General features: G+C 62.3%; 17 protein-coding genes. 11 read left to right on the top strand and 6 right to left on the bottom strand.

Going from position 1 to position 18,009, the window contains the following annotated elements:
* Nucleotides 1–60 precede the first annotated feature (60 nt).
* Complete coding sequence (gatB, locus tag MGEO_RS09065; protein ID WP_085636402.1) at nucleotides 61–1,575, top strand: Asp-tRNA(Asn)/Glu-tRNA(Gln) amidotransferase subunit GatB; 1,515 nt, start codon at nucleotides 61–63, stop codon at nucleotides 1,573–1,575.
* Between the two features lie 59 nt (nucleotides 1,576–1,634).
* Nucleotides 1,635–2,036: a DUF4177 domain-containing protein gene (locus tag MGEO_RS09060; RefSeq protein ID WP_085636401.1), complete on the top strand. Its 402-nt coding sequence runs from the start codon at nucleotides 1,635–1,637 to the stop codon at nucleotides 2,034–2,036.
* A 14-nt stretch (nucleotides 2,037–2,050) separates the two neighbouring features.
* On the opposite strand, the gene MGEO_RS09055 is transcribed toward MGEO_RS09060, so the two are convergent.
* Nucleotides 2,051–2,308, bottom strand: coding sequence for a BolA family protein (locus tag MGEO_RS09055; RefSeq protein WP_085636400.1), 258 nt, complete (start codon nucleotides 2,306–2,308; stop codon nucleotides 2,051–2,053).
* Between the two features lie 74 nt (nucleotides 2,309–2,382).
* On the opposite strand from MGEO_RS09055, the gene MGEO_RS09050 reads away from it, so the two are divergent.
* Nucleotides 2,383–3,015 (top strand): J domain-containing protein, encoded by a 633-nt coding sequence (locus MGEO_RS09050; RefSeq protein ID WP_085636399.1) that lies wholly within the window; start codon nucleotides 2,383–2,385, stop codon nucleotides 3,013–3,015.
* 162 nt (nucleotides 3,016–3,177) lie between these two features.
* Here the strand turns inward: MGEO_RS09050 and MGEO_RS09045 are convergent, their stop codons facing one another.
* Nucleotides 3,178–4,302, bottom strand: coding sequence for an aminotransferase class V-fold PLP-dependent enzyme (locus MGEO_RS09045; protein WP_085636398.1), 1,125 nt, complete (start codon nucleotides 4,300–4,302; stop codon nucleotides 3,178–3,180).
* 245 nt (nucleotides 4,303–4,547) lie between these two features.
* Between MGEO_RS09045 and MGEO_RS09040 the strand changes: the two genes are divergently transcribed.
* Nucleotides 4,548–5,645: a Hint domain-containing protein gene (locus MGEO_RS09040; RefSeq protein ID WP_085636397.1), complete on the top strand. Its 1,098-nt coding sequence runs from the start codon at nucleotides 4,548–4,550 to the stop codon at nucleotides 5,643–5,645.
* A gap of 51 nt (nucleotides 5,646–5,696) precedes the next feature.
* On the opposite strand, the gene MGEO_RS09035 is transcribed toward MGEO_RS09040, so the two are convergent.
* Both MGEO_RS09035 and MGEO_RS09030 read right to left on the bottom strand, forming a co-directional pair.
* A complete protein-coding gene (locus MGEO_RS09035; RefSeq protein ID WP_085636396.1) occupies nucleotides 5,697–6,155 on the bottom strand; it encodes an Lrp/AsnC family transcriptional regulator in 459 nt (152 codons plus the stop codon).
* Nucleotides 6,152–6,607 carry an Lrp/AsnC family transcriptional regulator gene (locus tag MGEO_RS09030; protein ID WP_085636395.1) on the bottom strand — a complete coding sequence of 152 codons (456 nt, stop codon included), beginning with the start codon at nucleotides 6,605–6,607 and terminating at the stop codon, nucleotides 6,152–6,154. The genes MGEO_RS09035 and MGEO_RS09030 overlap by 4 nt, the downstream gene beginning before the upstream one ends.
* A 132-nt stretch (nucleotides 6,608–6,739) precedes the next feature.
* Between MGEO_RS09030 and ilvC the strand changes: the two genes are divergently transcribed.
* The gene (gene ilvC, locus MGEO_RS09025) at nucleotides 6,740–7,762 is read left to right on the top strand and encodes a ketol-acid reductoisomerase (protein WP_085636394.1); all 1,023 of its coding nucleotides are present in this window, start codon (nucleotides 6,740–6,742) and stop codon (nucleotides 7,760–7,762) included.
* Between the two features lie 124 nt (nucleotides 7,763–7,886).
* Here ilvC and MGEO_RS21155 read toward each other — a convergent pair whose 3' ends face one another.
* Complete coding sequence (locus MGEO_RS21155; protein ID WP_143746256.1) at nucleotides 7,887–8,111, bottom strand: hypothetical protein; 225 nt, start codon at nucleotides 8,109–8,111, stop codon at nucleotides 7,887–7,889.
* A 5-nt stretch (nucleotides 8,112–8,116) separates the two neighbouring features.
* Here MGEO_RS21155 and MGEO_RS09020 point away from each other — a divergent pair, with 5 nt between their 5' ends.
* Nucleotides 8,117–9,046 carry a DMT family transporter gene (locus tag MGEO_RS09020; protein WP_170102900.1) on the top strand — a complete coding sequence of 310 codons (930 nt, stop codon included), beginning with the start codon at nucleotides 8,117–8,119 and terminating at the stop codon, nucleotides 9,044–9,046.
* On the opposite strand, the gene MGEO_RS09015 is transcribed toward MGEO_RS09020, so the two are convergent.
* Nucleotides 9,030–10,745 carry a trypsin-like peptidase domain-containing protein gene (locus tag MGEO_RS09015; protein ID WP_085636393.1) on the bottom strand — a complete coding sequence of 572 codons (1,716 nt, stop codon included), beginning with the start codon at nucleotides 10,743–10,745 and terminating at the stop codon, nucleotides 9,030–9,032. The two genes, MGEO_RS09020 and MGEO_RS09015, sit on opposite strands and share 17 nt — an antisense overlap.
* 154 nt (nucleotides 10,746–10,899) lie before the next feature.
* Between MGEO_RS09015 and MGEO_RS09010 the strand changes: the two genes are divergently transcribed.
* Genes MGEO_RS09010 through MGEO_RS08990 form a run of 5 tightly spaced genes read left to right on the top strand, consistent with a single transcriptional unit; the run spans nucleotide 10,900 to nucleotide 17,907 of the window.
* Nucleotides 10,900–11,829, top strand: coding sequence for a glycine--tRNA ligase subunit alpha (locus tag MGEO_RS09010; protein WP_085636392.1), 930 nt, complete (start codon nucleotides 10,900–10,902; stop codon nucleotides 11,827–11,829).
* Nucleotides 11,829–12,530 (top strand): FkbM family methyltransferase, encoded by a 702-nt coding sequence (locus MGEO_RS09005; protein WP_085636391.1) that lies wholly within the window; start codon nucleotides 11,829–11,831, stop codon nucleotides 12,528–12,530. The genes MGEO_RS09010 and MGEO_RS09005 overlap by 1 nt, the downstream gene beginning before the upstream one ends.
* Nucleotides 12,531–12,533: 3 nt before the next feature.
* Entirely contained in the window at nucleotides 12,534–13,061 is a 528-nt protein-coding gene (locus MGEO_RS09000; protein ID WP_085636390.1) for a DUF6446 family protein, read from the top strand.
* Nucleotides 13,061–15,283: a glycine--tRNA ligase subunit beta gene (glyS, locus tag MGEO_RS08995; RefSeq protein WP_085636389.1), complete on the top strand. Its 2,223-nt coding sequence runs from the start codon at nucleotides 13,061–13,063 to the stop codon at nucleotides 15,281–15,283. Before MGEO_RS09000 ends, glyS begins: the two co-directional genes overlap by 1 nt.
* A 44-nt stretch (nucleotides 15,284–15,327) precedes the next feature.
* Nucleotides 15,328–17,907 (top strand): putative PEP-binding protein, encoded by a 2,580-nt coding sequence (locus MGEO_RS08990; protein ID WP_085636388.1) that lies wholly within the window; start codon nucleotides 15,328–15,330, stop codon nucleotides 17,905–17,907.
* Nucleotides 17,908–18,009: the final 102 nt, after the last annotated feature.

Below are 18,009 nucleotides of genomic sequence, written 5' to 3'. Positions count from 1 at the left end.
CCTTGCCCCCTGCCCCCCTCTGGCGTATTCCACCGGGCGTTCACGCCAAGAGGAATTGCCATGCTGGACCTGACCTTCGAAGCCCCGAAACCCAAGGTAATTGCCGGGGCCAAGCATGACTGGGAACTGGTCATCGGGATGGAGGTGCACGCACAGATCGCCTCCAAGGCCAAACTGTTCTCGGGAGCATCGACCCAATTCGGGGCCGAGCCGAACTCGAACGTGGCCTTCGTGGACGCGGCCATGCCGGGCATGCTGCCGGTCATCAACGAATTCTGCGTCGAACAGGCGGTGCGCACCGGTCTGGGCCTGAAAGCCGAGATCAATCTCGTCAGCGCGTTTGACCGCAAGAACTATTTCTATCCGGACCTGCCGCAGGGCTACCAGATCAGCCAGCTCTATCACCCGATCGTGGGCGAAGGCGAAGTGATCGTCGATATGGAGCCGGGCATCGCCCGCCGGGTGCGGATCGAGCGCATCCACATCGAACAGGACGCGGGCAAGTCGATCCACGACATGGATCCGGCAATGAGCTTTGTTGACTTGAACCGCACCGGTGTGGCGCTGATGGAGATTGTCAGCCGTCCCGACATTCGCGGCCCCGAGGAAGCAGCGGCCTATGTCGCCAAGCTGCGCCAGATCCTGCGCTATCTGGGCACCTGCGACGGCAACATGCAGAACGGCAACCTGCGCGCCGACGTAAACGTGTCGGTCTGCCGCCCCGGCCAGTACGAGAAGTATCAGGAAACGCAGGATTTCTCGCATCTCGGCACGCGCTGCGAGATCAAGAACATGAACTCCATACGGTTCATCCAGATGGCGATTGATTATGAGGCGCGCCGCCAGATCGGCATCCTCGAAGCCGGTGGCAAGATCGATCAGGAAACCCGGCTCTACGATCCGGACAAGAACGAGACCCGCTCGATGCGGTCCAAGGAAGAGGCGCATGATTACCGCTACTTCCCCTGCCCCGACCTGCTTCCGCTGGAGATCGAACAGGCGTGGGTGGACGACATCGCGGCCAACCTGCCGGAACTCCCGGATGAGAAGAAAGCACGGTTTGTCAACGATTTCGGCCTGTCCGAATACGACGCGGGCGTGCTGACGGCGGATACGGCGAATGCCGGGTACTTCGAAGAGGTGGTCGCAGGCTGCGATGACGGCAAGCTGGCGGCGAACTGGGTGATCAACGAACTCTTCGGGCGGCTGAAGAAAGAAGACCACGACATCACCGAGAGCCCGGTCTCTCCGGCGCAACTGGCAGGGATCATCGCACTGATCAAGAAAGGCGACATCTCGGGCAAGATCGCAAAGGACCTCTTTGAGATCGTCTACACCGAAGGGGGCGACCCGGCGGAGATCGTTGACGCGCGCGGCATGAAGCAGGTCACGGATACCGGCGCAATCGAGAAAGCCGTGGACGAGATCATTGCAGCGAACCCGGCGCAGGTGGAAAAAGCCCAGCAGAACCCGAAGCTTGCAGGCTGGTTTGTGGGTCAGGTGATGAAAGCCACGGGCGGCAAGGCAAACCCGGCGGCGGTCAACCAGATTGTGACGGCGAAGCTGGGGCTGTAGTACGCAGTTCCGGGTGAAGGCCCGGTACAGATTTGGTCCCAACAGGTAAGGCGGTGCGCATGTTCGAATACAAGGTGGTTCCGGCCCCGGTGAAGGGGATCAAGGCCAAGGGGGTCAAGACGCCCGAGGCGCGGTTTGCGCTGGGGGTCGAGCAGGCGATCAACGAGCTGGCGGCAGAGGGCTGGGAGTATCAGCGCTCGGACGTGCTGCCCTCGACCGAGCGGGTGGGGCTGACCGGGTCGGAGACCAACTGGCGCACATTGCTGGTGTTTCGCCGGGCTGTTGCGGTCGAGGCCGCGCCCGAGACGGGACCCGCACGGGTCGAGCCGGTTCTGACGGCCACCCCTGCGGTTACGTCCGCTGTGCCAGAGGGCGATGGGGTGGCAGAGTCCGAACCTGAGATCACGACCGAAGCAGAGCCGGATTTCGAGGAAGGCAACGAAGAGACGCGCCCCGCTTAAGGCGCTCCTGTTCCTTACGTGTCGAGATCCATCGACAGGGCGTGAATCGCCTTTACCAGTTCCGGGCCAAGCGCGCTGTGCACCATGCGGTGGCGGGCGATGCGGGACTGACCTTCAAACGCAGCCGACCGGATGATCACGTGAAAATGGCTCTCGCCGCCTTCCTGATAACCCGAATGACCGCGATGGCGTTCGCTGTCATCGCGCACGGTGAGTTCGCGGGGGTCCAGCGCCTCGCGCAGTCGTGTTTCAATCTGTTCCGTTCGGGTCATTTTTTCGCCTCCAAGGGCTTACCTCTGCGCGCGATTGGTCTACACTCACGCCTCCGAGTCGAAAAGGGCAGGTTATGAGCAAATCAGATCCATTCGGTTTCGATATGTCGATCAAGTCGGCGAAGAAGAAAAACCCTCGCGGGCGGCGGGGCATGTCGGGCGCGTCCGAGACCTCGACACGGGTGTGCGATCACGACGGATGCGAAGAGGCCGGCAAATTCCGTGCCCCGAAGGCACCGGATGTTCTGGATGACTTCTACTGGTTCTGCCAGGAACACGTGCGCGAATACAACACCAAGTGGAACTTCTTCGACGGCAAGACCGAGGCCGAAATGAACGCGCAGGCGACGTCGGACAAGGTGTGGGAGCGCCAGACGAAGGATTGGCGCGACCCGGAGGCCAAGGCCTGGGCACGGTTGGGCATCGAAGACCCACACCAGGTGCTCGGCGATAATGCCACGCGCAACCCCGGGCGCAACGCGTCCTCGGCGGGCCACACCAAGCGCCTGCCGCCGACCGAACGGCGGGCCATCGAAATCCTCGAAGCCAAGGACACATGGTCCAAGGCGGAGGTGCGCAAGGCCTACAAGGCGCTGATCAAGGTGCTGCACCCGGACATGAACGGCGGTGACCGCTCGCAGGAAGAGCAGTTGCAGGAGGTGGTCTGGGCCTGGGATCAGATCAAGGACAGCCGCAACTTCAAGTGAGCTTTGCACAACTTGTGTCGACAGAGGCCGCCAGACGGGCGGCCTTTTTCATGGGCGGTCTGATGCCGTATGACGCAGGAGCATATTTGAAAAAAGAAGAAGCAGGAGACAGCGCGCGTCCCCTGCTTCTTCTTTTCCAAATATGCATCCGGTCCCGACAGGTTAGAGGACCTCGTCCAGAACCTTTTTCAAACGGGCCAGGGTGCCCTCGACATCGTAAAGCTTGTCGAGGCCGAAAAGACCGAGGCGGAAGGTCGAGAACTCTGGCGGTTCATCGCATTGCAGCGGGACGCCGGCTGCGATCTGCATACCTTTGGCGGCAAAAGCGCGCCCGGACTGGATTTCCGGGTCGGCGGTATAGCTGACCACAACTCCTGGCGCGCCATAGCCCTCGGCGGCCACAGAGCGGATACCCTTGACCGTGAGATGCGCACGCACGGCATTGCCCAGCGCCCATTGAGCCTCTTTGAGCTTTTCAAAGCCGTACGCGCGGGTTTCCAGCATCGTATCGCGGAACGCCTTGAGCCCATCTGTCGGCATGGTGGCGTGATAGGCGTGGCCGCCGTTTTCATAGGCCTGCATGATCTGGTGCCATTTCTTGAGATCGGCGGCAAAGCTGTTCGATGTGGTGTCCTGCATGCGGGCCACGGCGCGGTCGGACATCATGACGAGCCCGGCACACGGGGTGGCGGACCAGCCCTTTTGCGGGGCCGAGATCAGCACGTCGACGCCAGTGGCCTTCATGTCGACCCAGGCACAGCCCGAAGCGATGCAATCGAGCACCATAAGCGCGCCGACCTCATGAGCAGCTGTTGCCAAAGCAGTCACGTAGTCATCCGGCAGGATGATGCCCGCGCTGGTTTCCACATGCGGTGCGAACACGATATCCGGCTTCTCTTCGCGGATGCGGGCGGTCACGTCTTCGATTGGCGCAGGCGCGAAGGGCGCGGTGGGCTCGTTGCCGGTCTGACGGGCCTTCATCACAATTGTTTCGCCGCCGAACTGGCCTGCGTCGAAGATCTGCGTCCAGCGGTAAGAGAACCAGCCGTTTCGGACGATGAGCGTCCTGGCCCCCTGCCCGAACTGGCGCGCGACCGCTTCCATCCCGTAGCTGCCACCACCGGGCACAAGGGCCACGGCATCGGCGTTGTAGACCTCTTTCAGCATCGACGAGATGTCGGTCATCACCGTCTGGAACGCCTTGGACATGTGGTTGAGCGAACGGTCAGTAAACACGACCGAGAATTCTTCGAGCCCGGTGGGATCGACTGTGTCGAGCAGCGCCATGGCAAACCTCCCTGAGTTGCGACTTGGGTATCGCGACCGCGCGCGTTTGGCAAAGCCTGTTTGGACCTGACCGGTCGCGGCGGATTGTCCCCGCCCCGGGCCGGAGACGCGCGCGATGCCGTTGGGTCACAGGGGAGCCTTCATATTGTTTCCCGAACATGAACATTTGACCGGGAGTCCGCGAGCACGTTAGGGTTGCATTAACCTTGAAACAGGGGCGACAGACCCCGAGAGGCAGAGCAGACATGGCAACAACAACGTTGTTGTTAAACGGTTTCAGTGTAGTCGGTGATCCGCAAACCACGAACTCGAACGCCTCGAATGGCGGCGAGTACATGCTGCACAGCGCGACGGCGCTGTTTGAGGACAACGACATTGTTGTCTTCGTGGCCGAGAACGTCACAGTGGATGGCGTTCTGACCGATGACACGGTGATCACGTCGATCATCGTGTATGACAACGCCTCGGATTACTACAATGACGTTGCCAAATATACCTATACCGGCAGTGCCGATGTGGATGTCGGGCGCCGGACGATGGGCGACCGGTATCTTGAAATCGATGCAAGCGGACTGACCTCGTCGGACCCGGGCGCACCGACGTTGAACACGGTCGCCGCCATCGCCGGGGTGAATATCCTTGAAACGCTGGCCTCGCAGAACGGGCCGCTGGAGATCCCAACCAACGAGGATATCGATCTTGATGGTGACGGGATCATCAGTGGCGACGAAATCGGCGACGGGGCATTCTCGTCCAGCATCACGGACGGGCTGATTGTCATCTGCTTTGCTTCGGGGACACTGATTGAAACTCCTGACGGGCCACGCTTCATCGAGACACTGAAATCGGGCGACCTGGTGACAACGCTCGATGCCGGGCCGCAGGAAATCCGCTGGATCGGACATGTCCGCGTGCCCGGCGACGGCGTGAACACGCCCATCCGGATCCGTCGCGGCGCGCTCGACAACATCCGCGATCTGTGGGTATCGCCGAACCACCGGATGCTCGTGCGGGGATCCGCCGCCGAACTCATGTTCGGTGAACCCGAGGTTCTGGTGGCGGCCAAGCATCTGGTCAATGGTAGCACAATCGTGCTGGAGCCACGCCCGATGATCGACTACTGGCATTTCCTGTGCGACGCACATCACGTCGTGTTTGCCGAAGGCTGCGCGTCAGAGACGCTCTATCCAGGCAACATGGCCCGTCAGAGCCTAGAAGACGCCGCGCGGGACGAAATTCTGGATCTGCTGCCGGACACGGCGGATCTTGCGATCGACGGCCCGATGGCACGGTACACTCTGAAAAAACACGAGGCTCTGGCGCTCATGACGGAAGCCGCCTGAGCGCGCAGGATTTCGCGTCAACGCGAAACGGCGATGCGTCGACGCATCGCCTCAGCCGATGGGACCGGGCAGACGTTCTTCGGACAGAAGCACATTGGCGTCGATATTCCCCACACCCGGCAGGGTCATGATCCGGCGGCGCAGCACGCGTTCGAAATCGGCAATGTCGCGGGCGACAACGCGCAGGCGGTAATCGTAGAGGCCCAACACGTGCTCCACCGTCTGCACCTCAGGGATCGCCGTCACGGCGCGTTCGAAGTCCTCAAGGCTCACACGCCCCTTGGTGGCCAGTTTCACGCCTAGAAACACCGTCACGCTGAAGCCAAGCGCCTGTGCATCGAGATCAAGGCGCGGGCCACGGAACACACCCGCATCGCGCAGCCGTTTCAGGCGACGCCACGCGGCTGGCTGGCTCAGGCCCAACTGGCGCCCCAGTGCCCCGGCACTGATCAGGGCATCAGCAGCCACGGCGCGGATCATGGCCCGGTCGGTGTCGTCGAGGTCGATCACAGCGGCAGGGTCTCGTCGAATTTGACGCGGGCGACGTGCATCAATGCTTCGATATCCGCGATGTGCGGCAGGGTCAGGAGCTTGTCGCGGTAGACCTGCTGGTAATGCGGCATGTCGCGGGCGATGACCGACAGGCGCGCATCCACCTGCCCCAGAAAGGTCTGCGCTTCAATCACCTCAGGCACTTTGCGCGCCTCAGAAAGAAATTCGTCAAAGGCGCGTGGCTGGGTCTTGTCGAGGGTGACGCGCAGCGAAACCTCGACCGTGTAGCCCAGCGCGGGCCAGTTGATGACGGTACGCACGGCGCGGATCACCCCTGCGTCGCGCATCTTGTCGAGGCGGCGGGCCAGCGTGGTTGGGGTAACCCCTGCCCTGTCGGCCAGATCGGCCATGGGCAGATCGGGGGCCGCCTGAAACTGGCGCAGGATTCGGTGATCGGTCGCGTCAAGCATGAATTCTGCGTATCATGTCGTTTCTACGAATGAAATCCCCGCAATTCCGAAAAGAAACGCTCAGTTCGCCGCCAACCTGCATGGGAATTCCCTATTGTGCCGATCAATCGAAACGCAGACGAGGGGAAAACCATGCGCGTTTATTACGATCGCGATTGCGACATCAACCTGATCAAAGACATGAAAGTGGCCATTCTCGGCTACGGCTCTCAGGGCCACGCCCACGCGCTGAACCTGCGCGACTCCGGCGCGAAGAACGTTGTCGTCGCCCTGCGCGAAGGCTCGGCGTCGGCCAAGAAAGCCGAAGGTGAAGGCCTTCAGGTCATGGGCATCGCCGAAGCGGCGGCCTGGTGCGACCTGATCATGTTCACCATGCCCGATGAACTTCAGGCAGAAACCTACAAGAAATACGTGCACGACAACCTGAAAGAAGGCGCAGCCATCGCGTTCGCCCACGGTCTCAATGTGCATTTCGGTCTGATCGAGCCGAAGCCGGGTGTTGACGTCATCATGATGGCGCCCAAGGGTCCGGGCCACACCGTGCGCGGCGAATACACCAAGGGCGGCGGCGTGCCCTGCCTCGTGGCCGTTCACAACGATGCCTCCGGCCGCGCGCTGGAAATCGGTCTGTCCTACTGCTCCGCCATCGGTGGCGGCCGCTCGGGCATCATCGAGACCAACTTCCGCGAAGAGTGCGAAACCGACCTCTTCGGTGAGCAGGCTGTTCTCTGCGGTGGCCTCGTTGAGCTGATCCGCATGGGCTTCGAGACCCTCGTGGAAGCCGGTTACGAGCCGGAAATGGCCTATTTCGAGTGTCTGCACGAAGTGAAGCTGATCGTCGACCTGATCTACGAAGGCGGCATCGCGAACATGAACTACTCGATCTCGAACACCGCCGAATACGGCGAGTACGTGTCGGGCCCGCGCATCCTGCCCTACGACGAGACCAAGGCACGCATGAAGGCGGTTCTCAGCGACATCCAGACCGGCAAGTTCGTGCGTGACTTCATGCAGGAAAATGCTGTGGGTCAGCCGTTCTTCAAAGGCACCCGTCGCATCAACGACGAGCACCAGATCGAGAAGGTCGGCGAGACCCTACGCGGCATGATGCCGTGGATCTCGGCCGGCAAGATGGTCGACAAGTCGAAGAACTGATCGTCGCGATCAGACAGCACAGATGGGGGCGGCCTGTTGGCCGCCCTTTTTTGTACGGGCGGCAGGGGGCGATGCGTCGACGCATCGCGGCTTTCCGTTGACGGAAAGCGCGCGCAGATCCCGATCAGAGGCCGTCTTTCAATTGCACAAGGCACCATGCCAGCAACACGAGCAGGATGATGATCGGCAGAATGAAAAACACGTCCATGTGGTCCTCCTGAAAAGAATGGCGATCGCGTATCGAGGGGCGTTGCCGCGCCCGGGGCAGCGGTCTACAGAGCAGCGTGAACCGGATGCGGTTGCAACCACCTGCGCCGCATCCGGGCGACCTTCCGCTCAGGATGCCCATTTTTTATGCACTCACAACCCGAAATCACCCCGGCCAACTGGGCTATGGTTGCAACGCTGGGCCTTGTCTGGGGCGCGACGTTTCTCTTTATCGAACTGGCGCTTCGGGGGATAACGCCGTTCTGGCTGGCCGCAGGGCGGATCGGGTTTGCCGCCCTGCTGGCGGTCGCCGTCTGGCAGTTGCGTGGCGGGAAGCTGTTTCTGACAGAGGACACGGCCTGGGGCGCGCTGGCGCTTTCGGGTCTGTTCAATTCGGCGGTGCCCTTCATGCTGCTCAGCTGGGGGCAGCAATCCGTGACCTCAGGCTTTGCCGGGGTGTCGATGGCGTCGGGCGCGCTCATCATGCTGCCGCTTGCGCATGTCTTCGTTCCGGGAGAGCGGATCACGCCGCGCCGGCTGATCGGAATGGTGGTCGGCTTTGTCGGGGTGACGGTGCTGCTGGGGGGACAGGCGTTCGCGTCCAGTGGCGATCCGTTGGAACCGTTCGGACGACTGGCCTGCATCGGGGCGGCAACCTGTTATGCCATCAGTTCGGTGCTGATGCGCCGCCTGCCACCGATTGACCCGTTCGGCCTCGCCGCTCTGGCGCTCGTGTTCGGATCGCTGCTGGTCATTCCCGCGGCGGTCGTCGTTGAAGGGCTGCCGCCTCTTCCGGACGCCGAGACTCTGTTCATCGTTGCGCTTCTGGGGCTGATCCCGACCGCCGGAGCCAATATGCTGCGCATCCTCGTGATACGCAGCGCGGGGCCGGTGTTCATGTCACTGGTCAGCTACCAGGTGCCAATGTGGTCGGTGCTCCTTGGCATCCTTGTTCTGGGCGAGCCGTTCCGCGTCACGCTTCTGCTTGCGATGGGCCTCATCCTGCTGGGCGTTCTGATCAGCCAATGGGGCGCGCTGCAACGGCTGTTCCGACGCGGCACTACTCCCAGCAGCTGACCAGGACCGTCATCGCCGTAGCTTGCGCCGTGAGATCGACCGGATCGAGCCGTGGCAGGTTCGGGGTCGATTGCGCCGAAATGCCCGCACGCGACAGGGCCTCGCGCAGCGCTGTGCTCTTGGTGGCGAAGTTCACCTCGTCCGGCAATTGCCGCCCACCCGCATCGTGCGGGATCAACATGCCCAGCACAGCGCCGCCGTCATCCACAACCGGTCCGCCGGCATCGCCGTCCAGCGTGCTGATCGCAAGGCGGCTCAGGGTTTCTTCGCCGTTCAGACCACGCAGGTCGGCCAGCCGGCCGAAGGTCATTGTCGCTGCCGGAAGGACACCGCCAAAGGAATACCCCGCGACCGCGATTTCGGATTGCAGGCGCGGCGTGGTTTCGCGGAACTGAGCGATGGCCGTCGGCGCAAGAGGCTGTGTCGCCTGCAGCACGGCCAGACCCAGTCCAATATCCTTTGCCAGGATTTCAGCGTCGTGATCGCTGTTGAGGGTGATGCGGCTGCAGTTTTCCACGGCGCTTGCGGTGGTCAGCACCCTGCCCTGACGGTCGACGAAAAAGCCCGACGCCGTGAGCTTGGGCTGGCGGATGGCAAGCCCGGCCACGAGATCGACGCTCTGGCTGTCCTCGGCAATCACCGCCGGGTCGAGCACACCGTCGATCGGCGCAAAGCTGGACTGCATCGCCGCAAGGATCCGCCGACGGCGTTCTTCATCGCCAGCGGGCCAGACGAGGGTAAAGCCCTTGATCGCATCGCCGTCCAGTCGGGCCTCTGTGTGGGACACGATGCGGCTGTCCTGACCCGTCAGCGTAAAGCTGTCGCGGTTGCGCTCCCGTGGTCCGTCCAGAGGCACGATGTCGAGCGTCTGCATGATCTCGTAGAGCCCGGCAAGACGGTCACGGTCACCCGGCTGACTGATCAGCAGGACGCGGGCGCCATCGACGGTGCCTGTCGGATCGAAATGGGCAAATGGGCTGTCATAGCGGTCAAAGGCCACCGCACCCAGCGGCAGATCAATGGAAATCCCGGCGCGGGTGTCGCGCACGGTCTGAATGTCCATCCCTTCGAGAACCGCGTTATATTGGCGGAACAGTTCGGCCCGCTGGGCCGTGGTCAGAACGCCTGTCGGTTCAAATCCGTTTGCGGTTTGCCATTCGGCCATCGAAGACCGGGTCCCACGGCCGAACGCGCCGTCAATGGCGGCGTTGTAATACCCGGCCCAGCGCAGGGCGATCTGCAGCGCTTCGCGTTCTTCGCGTGAAAGCAGAGCTTCGGATGCCCGGGCCTCACGCGGGGTTTCGTCAACCTCCTGTGGTTCAGGCTGGGCCGTGATCTCGGGGGCCGTCACCGCAGGCACCGTGGCCGGCCCGGCCCCTATGGGCCAGATGCGCTGGCCGTAGCGGTCCGGACCTTCCAGATAGCTGTCGCTCGGGATAAGGCGCTGTGCGCGCAGGGTGCGCAGTACGCGGTTTGCCTCGTCACGGGGATACGGACCCAGCGCGATGCCGTACCATCCCCGTCCGAGGTCAAAGCCGTTCACATCGGGAAGACGCGAGGCATAGCCGCGCAGGCTGTCTTCGGCAGCCGAAAGGCTGGGCTGCGATTCAATCTGGACGTAGACACTCTCCTGCGCAGACACCGATTGAACCAGAAACACCCATGTTGCCAGCACGGAAAACAAAAAATTGCGCATCATTCGACTGCCACCTGCCCGAAAAACCTCTTTCGGCGTCAAGCTCTAGCAAGATTGCGCCGGTACTGGAACGCGAAAATTAGGCGCTCGCGTGCAATTGACCCCCGTGCCCCGTGCGCCTAATCAGGCGCCAACACGAAACCGGGGTGGATGCACCATGGATCAGACCATCACGAAGCCGCGCAGTTTTCAGGAGATCATCCTGCGTCTGCAAACCTATTGGGCCGAAAAGGGCTGCGCGGTGATGCAGCCTTATGACATGGAAGTGGGTGCGGGCACGTTCCACCCGGCAACGACGCTGCGGTCGCTTGGGTCGCGTCCGTGGGCCGCCGCCTATGTGCAGCCGTCGCGCCGTCCGACCGATGGGCGTTACGGCGAGAACCCGAACCGTTTGCAGCACTACTATCAGTACCAGGTGCTGATCAAACCGTCGCCGCCTGATCTTCAGGAGCTCTATCTCGGATCGCTGCGGGCCATCGGAATCGACATGTCGCTGCATGACATCCGCTTTGTGGAAGACGACTGGGAAAGCCCGACGCTGGGCGCGTGGGGTCTGGGTTGGGAAGTGTGGTGCGATGGCATGGAAGTGTCGCAATTCACATATTTTCAACAGGTTGGCGGACATGACTGTCATCCGGTCTCGGGCGAACTGACCTACGGGCTGGAGCGTCTGGCGATGTATGTGCTGGGCGTCGATCACGTTATGGACATGCCTTACAACGATCCGGACGCGCCGATTGCACTGTCCTATGGCGACGTGTTCCGCCAGACGGAACAGGAATATTCGCGCTGGAACTTTGACGTGGCAGATACGGACGTTCTGCTGCGCCACTTCGAAGAAGCCGAGGCCGAGTGTGCGCGGATTCTGAATCACGCCGAGGATGATCCGAAGACCGGCAAGCGGATCGTCATGGCGCATCCCGCTTATGACCAGTGCATCAAGGCCAGCCATATCTTCAACCTGCTGGACGCGCGCGGCGTGATCTCGGTCACCGAACGGCAAAGCTATATCGGGCGGGTGCGCGCGCTTGCGAAACGCTGTGCGGATGCCTTTGTGCTGACCGAAGCCGGGGGGTATGCCGCCTGATGGCATCCGCCCACCGAAATACGCCACTGCGGCGGGCCAAATACGGCCTGTTGCAGCACCTGCCGGGAGAGCTTGGGCTGAAATACCGCCGCAAGCTGCGCAAGCTTTTTGCGCCGGCGGCAGAGGCAGAGTTTCGGAATGCCTTGGCTGGGGCCAGTGGGAAGATCTGCATCGACCTCGGGGCCAATCTGGGCCAGCACACGCGGACGATGGCGGCCCATGCGGCCAAGGTCTATGCGTTCGAACCGGACCCGTGGACGGCGGCTGAGCTGCGCACAAGATTGGCCGACGTGCCGAATGTGGAGGTGATCGAGGCGGCGGCCGGGACCGAGGACGGGACGTTTCCGCTTTACCGGACAGCCGCGTTCGACGCCGATCCGGTCGAGCAATCGCAGTCGTCCTCGCTCATGGCGCAGAAGCGCAATATCGACACCGACAGCGCCGTGGATGTCAAAGTGATCGACTTTCCCGCCTTTCTGGACGGCCTCGGCGGCGAGATCGCGGTGATCAAGATGGACATCGAAGGGGCCGAAGTGCCGCTGCTGGAGGCGCTTTTTGACCATCCGGTAAAAAATCGGATCGGGCATCTGTTCGTCGAAACCCACGAAAGCCGCATACCTGACCTTCTTTCGCGTACCGATGCGCTGCGGGCGCAGGCCGCGGAAATGACCCGCCCGCGTGTGAACATGGATTGGAAGTAGACGATGACCGGTAAAATCCTTGGGATCGTCATTCTTGTCTGCGCGCTCGTCGCCGGGGTGGCGATGTATTACCTGCAGGTTTACGCCTATTACGAAACGGTGACGCCGACCGGCACCGATGACGTCCAGCTCACCACGCTGAACGGAGAGCTGGAAACGATCCTTTACGAGGATTTTCAGGCGATTGACTCGGAAAGCTCGCCCATCAGGTTCAGAGCGTGTTTTACCACGCAAACACCGCTATCGACCCTGACCTCGACCTATGAACAGTATCTGGGCGCAGCGCCGCGCAATGCGCCGGGATGGTTTGACTGTTTTGACGCCGAAACCATCGGCGACGACATCCGCAATGGCCGCGCGCAGGTGTTCACCAGCCAGCGCAACCTCGAGTTCGGGATCGACCGCGTGGTCGCCGTTACCGAGGACGGGCGCGGCTATATCTGGCACGAAATCAACGATTGCGGGGACAAGGCCTACGATGGCAGCCCCATGGGCGAAGACTGCCCGGAACGTGAAACTGGAGGCAATTGATGCCCGACCTTCTGATCGAGCTTTTTTCCGAGGAAATCCCGGCACGGATGCAGGCGAAGGCCGCTGACGACCTCAAGTCGCGCGTGACCAATGGATTGGTCGAGGCGGGTCTGACCTATGCGGGCGCCGCCGCCTATTCCACGCCGCGCCGCCTTGCGCTGCGTGTGGACGGGCTGACCGAGCGGTCGCCGGACATCAAGGAAGAGCGCAAAGGCCCACGCGTCGATGCTCCGGAAAAGGCCGTCGAGGGGTTCCTGCGGGGCGCGGGTGTCAGCCGCGACGACCTGATCGAGCGCGACGAAAAGAAAGGCCGCGTGTTCTTTGCGGTGATCGAAAAGCCGGGCCGACCCGCCGCCGAGATCGTGGCTGAGGTGCTCGAGGACACGATCCTCAACTTCCCGTGGCCCAAGTCGATGCGCTGGGGGGCTGGCTCGTTGCGCTGGGTACGCCCGCTGCACAGAATTATCTGCCTGCTGTCGCGCGAGGACGGGTCCGAGGTGGTGCCTTTGGACGTGGACGGCATTGCGTCGGGCCGCACCACCGAAGGCCACCGCTTCATGGCGCCGGGCGCGTTCGATGTCACCGGATTCGACGATTACGAGGCAAAGCTCAAGCGCGCCCATGTCGTTCTGGATGCGCAAGAACGGGCCGAGGCAATTTGGCAGGATGCGACCAATCAGGCTTTCGCAAGTGGGCTTGAAGTGGTTGAGGACAAGGGCCTTCTGGCCGAAGTCGCGGGTCTGGTGGAATGGCCCGTTGTGCTGATGGGCGAGATCGGGGCTGAGTTCCTGGATCTGCCCCCGGAAGTGCTTCAGACCTCTATGAAAGAGCATCAGAAGTTCTTTTCGGTGAAGAACCCCAAGACCGGGCGCATCGAACGTTTTGTCACTGTGGCGAACCGCGAGACCGCTGATCACGGTGCGACCATCCTTGCGGGCAACCAGAAGGTGCTGTCGGCGCGTCTGGCCGATGCGAAATTCTTCTGGGAGAACGACCTGCGCGTGGCCAAGAAGGAAAAAATGGCGCCGTGGCTCGACTCGCTTGGGTCGGTGACCTTCCACAACAAGCTGGGCTCGCAGCGCGACCGGATCGACAGGATTGCCGCGCTGGCGCGCGAATTGGCCCCCGTCGTGGGAGCGGATGCCAATCTTGCGGAACAGGCAGCGCAGGTCGCGAAAGCGGATCTGGCTTCGGAAATGGTGTACGAATTCCCGGAACTTCAGGGACTTATGGGCCGCTACTACAGTGCGGCAGCAGGATTGCCCGCCGAAGTCGCTGCCGCCTGTGAAGAGCATTATTCGCCGCTTGGGCCGTCGGATGACGTGCCCTCTGCATCGGTGTCTGTGGTGGTCGCGTTGGCCGACAAGATCGACACCCTGACCGGGTTCTGGGCGATCGACGAAAAGCCCACGGGATCGAAAGACCCGTTTGCGCTGCGTCGGGCTGCACTCGGGGTGATCCGGTTGGTGCTTGAGAACTCTCTCGCGATTTCGCTTGACCGTTTTATGGACGCGCAGCTGGTGCGACACAAGGCGCGGATGATCGACGAAGTCACCGACAGCGATGTCGAAGACCTGATCGACGCGATTGCGGAATACGGCGTCTTTGGCGCAGCCTATCGGACGCTTAAAGAAAAGCGCGGCGGTGACGCGACTGCCGGATTGGATGCGATGAAAGAGGCCCTGCCCGACAAGTCCGTCGATCTTCTCGCGTTCTTCCACGACCGGCTGAAGAATTACCTGCGGGATGAGGGTGTCCGGCATGACGTGATCGACGCCTGCCTTGGAATGCCGGGCAATGACGATCTGGCGCTGTTGGTGGCACGGGCCCGCGCGCTTCAGGACGTCCTGTCGACCGAAGACGGCGAGAACCTTGTTCAGGGCTTCAAGCGGGCCAACAACATCCTGACGCAGGCCGAGGACAAGGACGGGGTGGAGTATTCGTTCGGGGCCGACCCGAAATTTGCCGAAGACCCGACCGAAACCGCGCTGTTCGATGCTTTGGCGCAGGCAGAGGCGAAGATCGCGCCCGCAATGAAGGCGCAGGATTTCAGCGCGGCAATGGCGGCGATGGCCGATCTTCGTGGGCCGGTGGATGCGTTTTTCGAAGCGGTGCAGGTCAATGCCGAAAGCGAAGTGCTGCGGCGCAACCGTCTGAACCTGTTGAACACGATCCGTCAGACCTGTTTGCAGGTTGCGGATCTTACGCGGATCGAAGGATGACACCTGCGCTGTAAACGCCACTTGTCAGGGCGTGGCGCAGTCGTATGCTGCGTGCACATTCAAGAGGTGCTGCGGTGCAGAAACCAAGTCCCGACAATCCGGATGTGACGCTGATCACACCAAGCTCGCCCATGTCCACGCCCACCCATGGCGGGCGTGCGAAGTGCCTGCAGCGTCTGGTGCGGCTTGACCTGCCGGTGCCGCGCACCGTGGCCCTGTCCTTTGACACCGTTCATCAACTGGCGGGCGGATACCGGCCCGACGTGTCGGAGCTGCTGACAGAGTTCGATCCGGACACCCTGCTGTGCGTACGGCCGTCATCCGAAGATCCCGACTGGGGCGGTCCGGGTGCGTTCCTCAACATCGGAATGAACGATGCCCGGCACAAGGCTCTGTGTGCCCGGATCGGTGATGTGGCGGCGACCGAGATCTATCTGCGGTTCATCATGAATTACGCCGTGGACGTGGCGCGTCTGGATGCCGAGGTCTTTGACGAGATCGACGGCGCCAGCCCGGCGGCGCTCGCCAAGGCGCTGGTCTTGTACGAGGAAGAGGCCGAAGAGCCGTTTCCGCAGGATCCCGCCGTGCAACTGGCGGAAATCCTGCGATCCATGGCGCGGGCGTGGGAAGGCACAACGGCGCGGCTGTTGCGGCAGGCCAAGGGTGCGCCCGTGGATGCGGGGCTTGGCCTTGTTGTGCAGGAAATGGCCCTTGGGCTGGGCAGCGGTGAATGTGGATCGGGTGTGCTGCAACTGGTCAACCCGTCCACGGGTCTGCCACAGGTCACGGGCCGCTACCTCAGTCAGAGCCAGGGCCGCGAGGCGCTGGATGGCGGGGCAGCGTCGATCTTCCTCGAGAAAGACCCGCGCGGGCCGTCGCTCGAGGAGTTGGCCCCGGAGGCATTCGCCGCGCTCAAGGAGCATGCGGCGCTGATGCGCGCCCGGCTGCGCGAGGAAATGCAGATCGAATTTACCATCGAGAATGGCAAACTGCACATTCTCGATGGTGTGCGCGTGGAGCGCAGCGCCCGGGCGGCGCTGCGGATCGTCGTGCGGTTGGCTGAGGACGGCATCATCACACGGCAGGAAGCGGTGATGCGGATCGAGCCGCGCGCCCTGTCCGAGCTTCTGCACCGACAGGTGGCGGCGAAAGCCAGGCGCGATGTTCTGGGCAGCGGCATTGCGGCGAGCCCGGGCGCGGCCACGGGCAGGATCGTTTTTTCGTCGGAAGCCGCTCAGGCCAGCGCGGCCCGCGGCGACCCCTGCGTACTAGTGCGCCGGGAAACCAGCCCGGAGGATATTCGCGGGATGCATGCTGCCTCGGCCGTGCTGACCGAAAGGGGCGGCATGACGAGCCACGCGGCGGTGATCGGGCGCGGGCTTGGCCTTCCTTGCGTGGTCGGGGCCGCAAACATGCGGTTTCAGGTCAAGCGCCGCTCATTGGTGGCGACGGATGGGCGGGTCCTCAAGGAGGGCGACGAGATCACCATCGACGGCACCAACGGTCAGGTTCTGGCCGGATCGGTCGAGATGATCGAGGCGACGCTGGACGATACGTTCCGGACATTCATGAGCTGGGCCGATGCGGAACGCGATATCGGGGTGCGCGCCAATGCCGACACGCCTGCGGACGCCAAGACCGCGCTGCACTTTCGGGCGCAGGGGATCGGCCTTTGCCGCACCGAGCACATGTTCTTTGAAGCCGAGCGTCTGACGCCGATGCGCGAGATGATCTTTGCGCATGACCCCAAGGATCGGCAGGCGGCGCTGGAACTGGTGCTTCCGATGCAGCGGGCGGATTTTCTTGAGTTGTTCCAGATCATGCAGGGACAACCGGTTTGCATCCGGCTGTTCGACCCGCCGTTGCACGAGTTCCTGCCGACCAGCCGCGCGGGACAGCGCGAGCTGGCCGAAGCCCTCGACATCCCGGTGAGCGATGTGACACGGCGGATCGAAAGCCTGTCGGAATACAACCCGATGCTGGGCATGCGGGGCGTGCGGCTGGGGATCTCGGTGCCCGAGATTTACGACATGCAGGCCCGCGCGATTTTCGAGGCGACGGTCGAGGCGGCGAAGGAAGGCATCACCGTCGTGCCCGAGATCATGGTGCCACTGGTGTCAGCCAAACGGGAAGTCGAACTCGTTCGGACGCGGGTCGAGGCGGTCGCGTCGGCGGTGCGCACGGAAAACGACGTTGATTTCAGCTACCGGCTTGGGGTCATGGTAGAGACCCCCCGCGCCTGCCTGCGCGCCGGTGATATTGCCGAGCATACGCATTTCCTGAGCTTTGGGACAAACGACCTGACCCAGATGACCTACGGCCTTTCACGCGACGACGCGGGGCGGTTCATGTCGGAATATGTGCGGCAAGGAGTGTTCTCGGAAGACCCGTTTCACATCCTCGACACCGAAGGGGTCGGAGAATTGTTGCGCCTTGGCGTGGTTCGGGGTCGCGCCACCCGTCCAAACGTGGTTCTGTCCATCTGCGGGGAACATGCCGCCCATACCGAATCAATTGCCTTCTGTCGGGAAGCGGGATTCGACTATGTCAGCTGCTCTCCGTTCCGGGTTCCGGTCGCCAGACTGGCAGCAGCACAACTTGCGTTGGCCGACAAGATCAAGTAGCCGTCGGTGAAGAGTGGCCCATATTTCGCCCTATTTCGGGGTGGTTACCGGCTTTGCACGAGGCGCATGGCCGCTTAACTTGTGAAAATCCTAAAATTTCTA

It is taken from the genome of Marivita geojedonensis, assembly GCF_002115805.1.
GTDB classification, from domain to species: domain Bacteria; phylum Pseudomonadota; class Alphaproteobacteria; order Rhodobacterales; family Rhodobacteraceae; genus Marivita; species Marivita geojedonensis.
Note: the sequence above shows the minus strand (reverse complement) of the source record. Positions and strands in the feature narration are given on the sequence as shown.

Excerpts from the sequence above, each read along its gene's own strand:
- glyS (WP_085636389.1), top strand. The coding sequence starts at position 13,061 with ATGCCCGACCTTCTGATCGAGCTTTTTTCCGAGGAAATCCCGGCACGG.
- MGEO_RS09055 (WP_085636400.1), bottom strand. The coding sequence starts at position 2,308 with ATGACCCGAACGGAACAGATTGAAACACGACTGCGCGAGGCGCTGGAC.
- MGEO_RS09050 (WP_085636399.1), top strand. The coding sequence starts at position 2,383 with ATGAGCAAATCAGATCCATTCGGTTTCGATATGTCGATCAAGTCGGCG.
- MGEO_RS09000 (WP_085636390.1), top strand. The coding sequence starts at position 12,534 with ATGACCGGTAAAATCCTTGGGATCGTCATTCTTGTCTGCGCGCTCGTC.
- MGEO_RS09045 (WP_085636398.1), bottom strand. The coding sequence starts at position 4,302 with ATGGCGCTGCTCGACACAGTCGATCCCACCGGGCTCGAAGAATTCTCG.
- MGEO_RS09020 (WP_170102900.1), top strand. The coding sequence starts at position 8,117 with ATGCACTCACAACCCGAAATCACCCCGGCCAACTGGGCTATGGTTGCA.
- MGEO_RS09060 (WP_085636401.1), top strand. The coding sequence starts at position 1,635 with ATGTTCGAATACAAGGTGGTTCCGGCCCCGGTGAAGGGGATCAAGGCC.
- MGEO_RS09040 (WP_085636397.1), top strand. The coding sequence starts at position 4,548 with ATGGCAACAACAACGTTGTTGTTAAACGGTTTCAGTGTAGTCGGTGAT.
- MGEO_RS09015 (WP_085636393.1), bottom strand. The coding sequence starts at position 10,745 with ATGATGCGCAATTTTTTGTTTTCCGTGCTGGCAACATGGGTGTTTCTG.
- MGEO_RS21155 (WP_143746256.1), bottom strand. The coding sequence starts at position 8,111 with ATGGGCATCCTGAGCGGAAGGTCGCCCGGATGCGGCGCAGGTGGTTGC.
- MGEO_RS09030 (WP_085636395.1), bottom strand. The coding sequence starts at position 6,607 with ATGCTTGACGCGACCGATCACCGAATCCTGCGCCAGTTTCAGGCGGCC.
- gatB (WP_085636402.1), top strand. The coding sequence starts at position 61 with ATGCTGGACCTGACCTTCGAAGCCCCGAAACCCAAGGTAATTGCCGGG.
- ilvC (WP_085636394.1), top strand. The coding sequence starts at position 6,740 with ATGCGCGTTTATTACGATCGCGATTGCGACATCAACCTGATCAAAGAC.
- MGEO_RS09005 (WP_085636391.1), top strand. The coding sequence starts at position 11,829 with ATGGCATCCGCCCACCGAAATACGCCACTGCGGCGGGCCAAATACGGC.
- MGEO_RS08990 (WP_085636388.1), top strand. The coding sequence starts at position 15,328 with ATGCTGCGTGCACATTCAAGAGGTGCTGCGGTGCAGAAACCAAGTCCC.
- MGEO_RS09010 (WP_085636392.1), top strand. The coding sequence starts at position 10,900 with ATGGATCAGACCATCACGAAGCCGCGCAGTTTTCAGGAGATCATCCTG.